The 5,875-nt window shown below is 59.6% G+C and carries 8 protein-coding genes and 1 pseudogene; 6 read left to right on the forward strand and 3 right to left on the reverse strand.

Annotated elements, in window-relative coordinates; genetic code table 11:
* Positions 1–219, reverse strand: a pseudogene (locus tag BW994_RS18460) (IS256 family transposase); the annotation flags it as partial.
* 62 nt (positions 220–281) lie between these two features.
* Positions 282–1,169, reverse strand: coding sequence for a WD40/YVTN/BNR-like repeat-containing protein (locus tag BW994_RS18465; RefSeq protein ID WP_211252826.1), 888 nt, complete (start codon positions 1,167–1,169; stop codon positions 282–284).
* 315 nt (positions 1,170–1,484) lie between these two features.
* Between BW994_RS18465 and BW994_RS20610 the strand changes: the two genes are divergently transcribed.
* From BW994_RS20610 to BW994_RS18490, 5 genes are all read left to right on the forward strand, one after another.
* The gene (locus BW994_RS20610; protein WP_076454841.1) at positions 1,485–1,886 is read left to right on the forward strand and encodes a GFA family protein; all 402 of its coding nucleotides are present in this window, start codon (positions 1,485–1,487) and stop codon (positions 1,884–1,886) included.
* A gap of 351 nt (positions 1,887–2,237) precedes the next feature.
* Positions 2,238–2,696, forward strand: a complete 459-nt coding sequence (locus BW994_RS18475) for a cupin domain-containing protein (protein WP_029314267.1) — start codon at positions 2,238–2,240, stop codon at positions 2,694–2,696.
* Between the two features lie 33 nt (positions 2,697–2,729).
* Positions 2,730–3,308 (forward strand): GNAT family N-acetyltransferase, encoded by a 579-nt coding sequence (locus tag BW994_RS18480; protein ID WP_029314265.1) that lies wholly within the window; start codon positions 2,730–2,732, stop codon positions 3,306–3,308.
* A 374-nt stretch (positions 3,309–3,682) separates the two neighbouring features.
* Positions 3,683–3,988 carry a type II toxin-antitoxin system Phd/YefM family antitoxin gene (locus BW994_RS18485; RefSeq protein ID WP_076454843.1) on the forward strand — a complete coding sequence of 102 codons (306 nt, stop codon included), beginning with the start codon at positions 3,683–3,685 and terminating at the stop codon, positions 3,986–3,988.
* Complete coding sequence (locus tag BW994_RS18490) at positions 3,985–4,437, forward strand: type II toxin-antitoxin system VapC family toxin (protein ID WP_029314264.1); 453 nt, start codon at positions 3,985–3,987, stop codon at positions 4,435–4,437. Before BW994_RS18485 ends, BW994_RS18490 begins: the two co-directional genes overlap by 4 nt.
* A 739-nt stretch (positions 4,438–5,176) precedes the next feature.
* Here the strand turns inward: BW994_RS18490 and BW994_RS18495 are convergent.
* On the reverse strand, positions 5,177–5,539 hold the full coding sequence (locus tag BW994_RS18495) for a glutathione S-transferase family protein (RefSeq protein WP_211252827.1): 363 nt from the start codon (positions 5,537–5,539) through the stop codon (positions 5,177–5,179).
* A 59-nt stretch (positions 5,540–5,598) separates the two neighbouring features.
* On the opposite strand from BW994_RS18495, the gene BW994_RS18500 reads away from it, so the two are divergent.
* Positions 5,599–5,875, forward strand: a 277-nt coding sequence (locus BW994_RS18500; RefSeq protein ID WP_139334229.1) for a transposase, incomplete at its 3' end; no start/stop codon positions are given.

Here is a 5,875-nt window from a genome sequence, read left to right on the forward strand (position 1 = left end):
CCCAGTCTGGATTTCCCTCACCGGACCCAGACCGTGCCGCACAACGCGGTCGCGGCCGTCCGCCAGCCGTTCACCCTTCATCGCGGCCAGAAACGCCTCAGCCTCCGCCTCGATTGCCTGGGCCAGCAGCCGACGGGCCCCGTCCCTAAGGATCCCCGTCAGCGGATCCTCAACGTCTCCGGGCTTGCGGAAGGGAAGAATAGTGCTATCGCTCGTCATAGGCGTATCGCTCCTTCAAGAGGTTCAGGCAGGCTTCCACCCGCCTCGATACGCCACCTTTCTCACCAAGCCATCACCCAATTTCGGCCATAGCTCGGATAATGCTCCTGATCACTCTTGATCGGCACGACATAAACCGTCTCCGGCTCATGCGCATGCACATCGATCACAAACCCGAAATCACTCGGCAAATCCCCGCTGATCTCATACCAATTCTCCCCCGCATCGTCCGAGCGCATCACATCCCAATGCTTCTGCATGAACAACCGCTGCGGGTTCGCCCGATGCATCGCAATATGATGCACACAATGCCCCACCGCCGCCTCAGGGTCCGGAATATAAGCCGACCGCAACCCCCGGTTAATCGGCCGCCAGCTCTCCCCGCCGTCATCACTCCGAAACGCCCCCGCCGCCGAAATCGCGGTAAACAACCGCGCCGGATTGCCAGGGTCCAACACGATCGAATGGAGACACATCCCCCCCGCCCCCGGCTGCCAGGTCGCCCCCGTCGTGTGCCGCCGCAACCCTGACAACTCATGCCACGAAGCCCCGCCATCGCACGACTTGAACAGCGCCGCATCCTCCACCCCGGCAAACACCACATCCGGGTCCGTCAGCGAAGGCTCCAGATGCCAAACCCGATTGAACTCCCAGGGATGCGCCGTCCCATCATACCATTGATGCGTCCCCGCCAGCCCGTCATAAACAAAATCCTTGCCCACCGCGCTCCAGCTCACGCCCCCATCATCCGAGCGCTGCACCATCTGCCCAAACCACCCCGAACACTGCGACGCAAAAATCCGCCCCGGCTCAACCGGCGAACCTTTGAGATGATAAATCTCCCACCCCGGAAAATGCGGCCCCGAAACCACCCAGTCCCGCCGCAGACCATCAGCCGTCAAAATGAAAGCACCCTTGCGCGTACCAACAAGAACCCGAACCCGACTCATGGCATTTGTCTCCCCACCACCGGCGTAAAATGCCGCGATCATCGGAGTCAACAGAAATCGGGAAATACGCCGGGCCAGTAAAGGAAGAGCAGCACTTCTTTTTTGTGAACAAAAAAGAAGCAAAAAAACTTTGATAATTGCGGATGTTGCCGATGAAATCACCGATGCCATGGCGTCAACCGACGCGATTGCTCACGAATCCGTCCAGAGTTCCGGACTCGCCGCGCTTGACCGATAACGGTGGTTAGTCTCGATCGAATCGCCGTTTGACGACCCGGTGCGCGGCAAGCGCGGTAGCATCCGACGGAACCGCGCCTGGAGGCCAAGCGACGCGCGTCCTGTTACTGCGGCCAGCTCATCGTCGAACGCACGGGCGAGCCGATCCGCGCCTCGATGTGCCATCGCCTTGCATGCCCGCAACGGACCAGCAGCGCGTTCGGCCTCCAGGCGCGATTCCGTCAGGAGAAACTGGTCGTAGCCGGGCGCACAGCCGAATACGTTCGAATCGGCAATAGGGGCGGCCGCGCTCGGTTCCGCGTCTGCCCCGATTGCGGATCGACAGTCTACAGGAACCACGCGGGAGGCGATGAATTCGTCGCGGTCACAATCGGTGCATTTGCGGACCCCAGCTTTCCGCCGCCAATTTTTTCGGTTTATGCCGAACGGCGCCACGCTTGGGTCAGCCTTCCCTCATCGGTGGTCGAGAGCTGGGATTAGCGCCACATGGGCGGCGAGACTTTGACGGCTTTGCGCTCATCGCCGTCGTTTAGGCGGACAACTCAGTTTCTCCGAAGCGGCCATTCGCGGTCTCGGCGCCGATCGGCGGGGTTGGGTGGGTTTCTGCCGGTCGGCTTACGGCCGCGAAAAGCGGTTATCGGACACTCGCCTTATGGCGAGACCTGGCCGTTTCTAGCTGGTCCGGTCTGGAAAAAGTTTCGGCAAAAAGCGGACATTCATTTAATAAGCCACAAGTCTTGAGACTGCGGCTCGTCTTGTATTTAATGGCGCAAACTACGGCGGCGGACGACGCTGCCGAACCTCTACTTCTCCCCATCAAGGGTTTCCTTCATGCCGAAGATCGATATCCCCAACGTCCCGCAAGTAACCGGTGCCGGTTATCCGCCGCCTTTCGACGCGCCCTGCGCGCACCGCATCCGACAACGGGTAGGCAATGCCGGCGGACTGCGCGATTTTGGCGTCAACCTCATGCAGCTTCCACCGGGCAACTGGTCCAGCCAGCGCCGCTGGCACTCGCATGAGGATGAGTTTGTCTACGTTCTTGAGGGGGAGCTGGTGCTGATCGAAGATGCCGGGGAGACCGTGCTGCGTGCTGGAGACTGCGCGGCTTTTCCAAAGGCGTCCGGCAATGGCCACCACATGATCAATCGAAGTGAGCGTGGAGCGGTATATCTGGAGGTAGGTTCGCGCCAGGCTGAGGATGTGGCAATCTGCACCGACATCGACTTGATGAGCGCCAACGCTGACGGCCGCTTCGTCCACAAGGACGGCGCGACTTACACCACGTAACCAAATAGTTTCCGGCGGCACGCAGTCAAAGAAATGGCCGATTTTACGGTAAAGGATCTTAACCCGGACACCTGGCCCGATTTTGTACGTGTCGTGGAACAGCATAACGGCGTCTGGGGCGGTTGTTGGTGCATGTCCTTCCATGCGGAGGGCGTCGGTCCCCACAAGACCGCCGCGCAGAACCGGTCGGAGAAGGAACGCCGGGTCGCTGAGGGCCGCGCCCATGCCGCCCTCGTCTATGACGGAACAGACTGCATCGGCTGGTGCCAGTTTGGACCAACCGACGAGGTTCCACGCATCAAAAGCCTGCGTGGCTACAACGAGGGGCTGGAGGTTCTGCCCGATTGGCGGATCACCTGTTTTTTCGTGGCCAAGGCCCATCGCGGTAAAGGCGTGGCGGTGGTGGCCCTAACGGGTGCCCTACGGGAGATCGCGCGGCTTGGCGGCGGAACGGTCGAGAGCTATCCGGAAGACTTGGAAGGCCGGGCTGTCTCGCCGTCTTTTTTACATAACGGGACCGTGACGATGTTTGAACGCCAGGGATTCTTGCGCAACCGCCGCATTGGCAAAAGCCGTTACGTTGTTATCAAGAGCGTGGCTGCCGAGACTTGATTAGCTGTTGCGATTTGAGTGGGATATGTTTGCTTGGCGCAGATCGAATTTGAAGGCATGCACCTATGCTCAGCAAGCTGTAGGATGAGGTGCTGTTTCGCGCCCCACCCTACATAATCGGTCCGAACGGCAGCTTTCGGGCGCACTATTTAGGCGCCGGAACGACGACCATGAGCGCGAAGCTGCCGGCGCTGGTCGACGCTGAACGTCTGGTCCGGAAAGCGCCTCCTGGGCCAGCGTATGCCCAGCTTTGGTCGAAACCTGAAATTCAAACTGAGATGACCTCGCTTGATCAGGTCTGTTGCATCGCCTGTGTTTTTCGCCTATGCAGTACCCCCTGACTATCTGACTAGGTTCAGAAGGTATTGACTGCGATGATCAAAACCCCTCGCCGGAAAAAACTAGGTGGCGCTGACCGCTCTGCGCATCCAGGCCGGGGGTGGAAACTAGAAGATGCCAAGGCACGCTTCAGCGAAGTCGTGCGTCTCGCGCGCAACGAAGGCCCGCAACGTGTGAGCGTTAGGGGCAAGGATGCGGTCGTCGTGATGAGCGTCGAGGAACTGGAACGTCTGATACCGGCAAATCCACGGGTGCCGCTCGTCACGTTCCTGGAGGGGCTGCATCTCAACGGATTGTGGTTGGTTCGAGACCAGGACCAGGGCCGAGACGTCGAACTGTGATCGGCTGGTTGCTGGATACCAATGTCATCGCTGCCCTCATAAATCCAAATGGCGCGCCGAGTGTAAAATCCTGGGCCTCAACGCAGCCGGAAAATCTACTGTTTATAAGCATCCTGACGCTGGGAGAGTACGATAAGGGTATCCATAATCTCCCGGTCGACCACGCGGAACGGTCTCGATATATCGCGGCGCGTGACGCGCTGGAAGCACGGTTCAAGGGTCGTATCATCTCGGTAGACGACAATATCGTGCGCCAGTGGGGTAAAATATCAGGATATGTGAAGCGTAGCACGGGGCACGCCCCAAGTGTGATCGATACACTGCTGGCAGCCACAGCGCTCGAGAATGAACTGTTTCTGGTGACGCGCAATACGAAGGACGTGCAGTTTAGCGGAGCGGCGATATTCAATCCGTGGGAAGACGATCCATCTGCGTTTATTCTGGCCTGACCGCTTCATTTCGGGCAACGGCACATTCGGAGGAACAGTGATTTCCGCCAGACCGCAGAGTACGCTTTCGGGCGTCAAACTGCCGTCGCAGACCCTCCCGCAACGTCCGGTTTCAGATTAAACATATTAGGCCACAGGCGAGCGGCTTTGGTCGAAACCCGCCAGCTCACCTACCGGCCAGCAATGTCCGCTTACCTAAATTCCTGGTCCAGAGCCGTCAGGCAGCTATCGGCCAAAGCTGGCCATTCGGTGAAGGTCCGCTCCAGCCCAGCCATGCTGGGAATCCAACGGTCCCCATTTCCACCCCTGCACACACTCCCCCCATTCCCTGAGTGACTATTCTGGAAATATGCAGCAACGCGCAGCGTCGGTTCCTCTTCCCCACCCACCACTTCCCTTGACCTCACCCGTCCGGTCTTTCCCCATAGGCGCCACCAAGCACCTCCCCATCTCCCCAATCGGCCCGATAATCCCCGCGCACCACCGCGCGCCGAAACGACGGGAACGGCCTATCCCAGCCGACAACCACAGGCCCGTGCTTGACTTGGTCGAACCGCGTATAATCGACATGCCGCACAAAATCGGCGTCGTCCCGCACCGCGTATTCCCAAAACCACCACTACCAAAAACCGCGTTCCCCTTTCGCAATCCGGCGGGCCGAGCGTTCATCACCCACGCAACGCACATCGAGCAACCCCACTGACCAGCATCCCGCCCAATCCTCACGTCAGCATCGGCGTCAAATCCGGATCGCCTTTCGCCATCGCCCTCCGATAGGCCGGCCGCGCCCCCATCCCTGCACCGCCACCTGCACCGGGTGATCCGCCGCCAATGTCACCCGCCCGACCATCATGGCGCGCCCCATCACGGGCTGCAGATTACCGTTGGCAAAATGAAACCAATACAAATAGGCCGCGTAATCCGCATCGTCCGGCCCAAGCCGCAACCGGCCACCGCCATATTTGTCAATGATATACTCAGTAATCGCCCCCGATTCCGCCAACACCAGGCCGTCATCCTCAATCACCGGCGCCGCACCAAGCTTGTGCAGCGCTTTCAGGGCGGGCGGTGAAAGTTTGCTGAGAGCCGGACCGAAAAAGATAGTTGAGCGATTTCAGTATTTTGTGATTCAGTTCGTTTGCAAGGACGAACGGAGACACGATGGCCTGGACTGAAATCGCTCGGCAACGAGATTGCCGGGCCGGATTACGCTATGCAAGCGACCTCACCGATGCCGAATGGGCCCTGATCGAACCGTTCATGCCGACACCGTCGCATCGGGGTCGGCCCCGAACGGTGGCGTTGCGAACGATTGTGGAGGCGATCTTTTACATGTTGGCGACCGGCTGCCAGTGGCGGCAGATCCCGAAGGAGTTCGCGCCGTTCACGACCGTGCAGGGTTATTTCTACCGCTTCTGTCGCGACGGCACGCTCGATC

This window comes from Acidiphilium rubrum (assembly GCF_900156265.1).
GTDB lineage: Bacteria > Pseudomonadota > Alphaproteobacteria > Acetobacterales > Acetobacteraceae > Acidiphilium > Acidiphilium rubrum.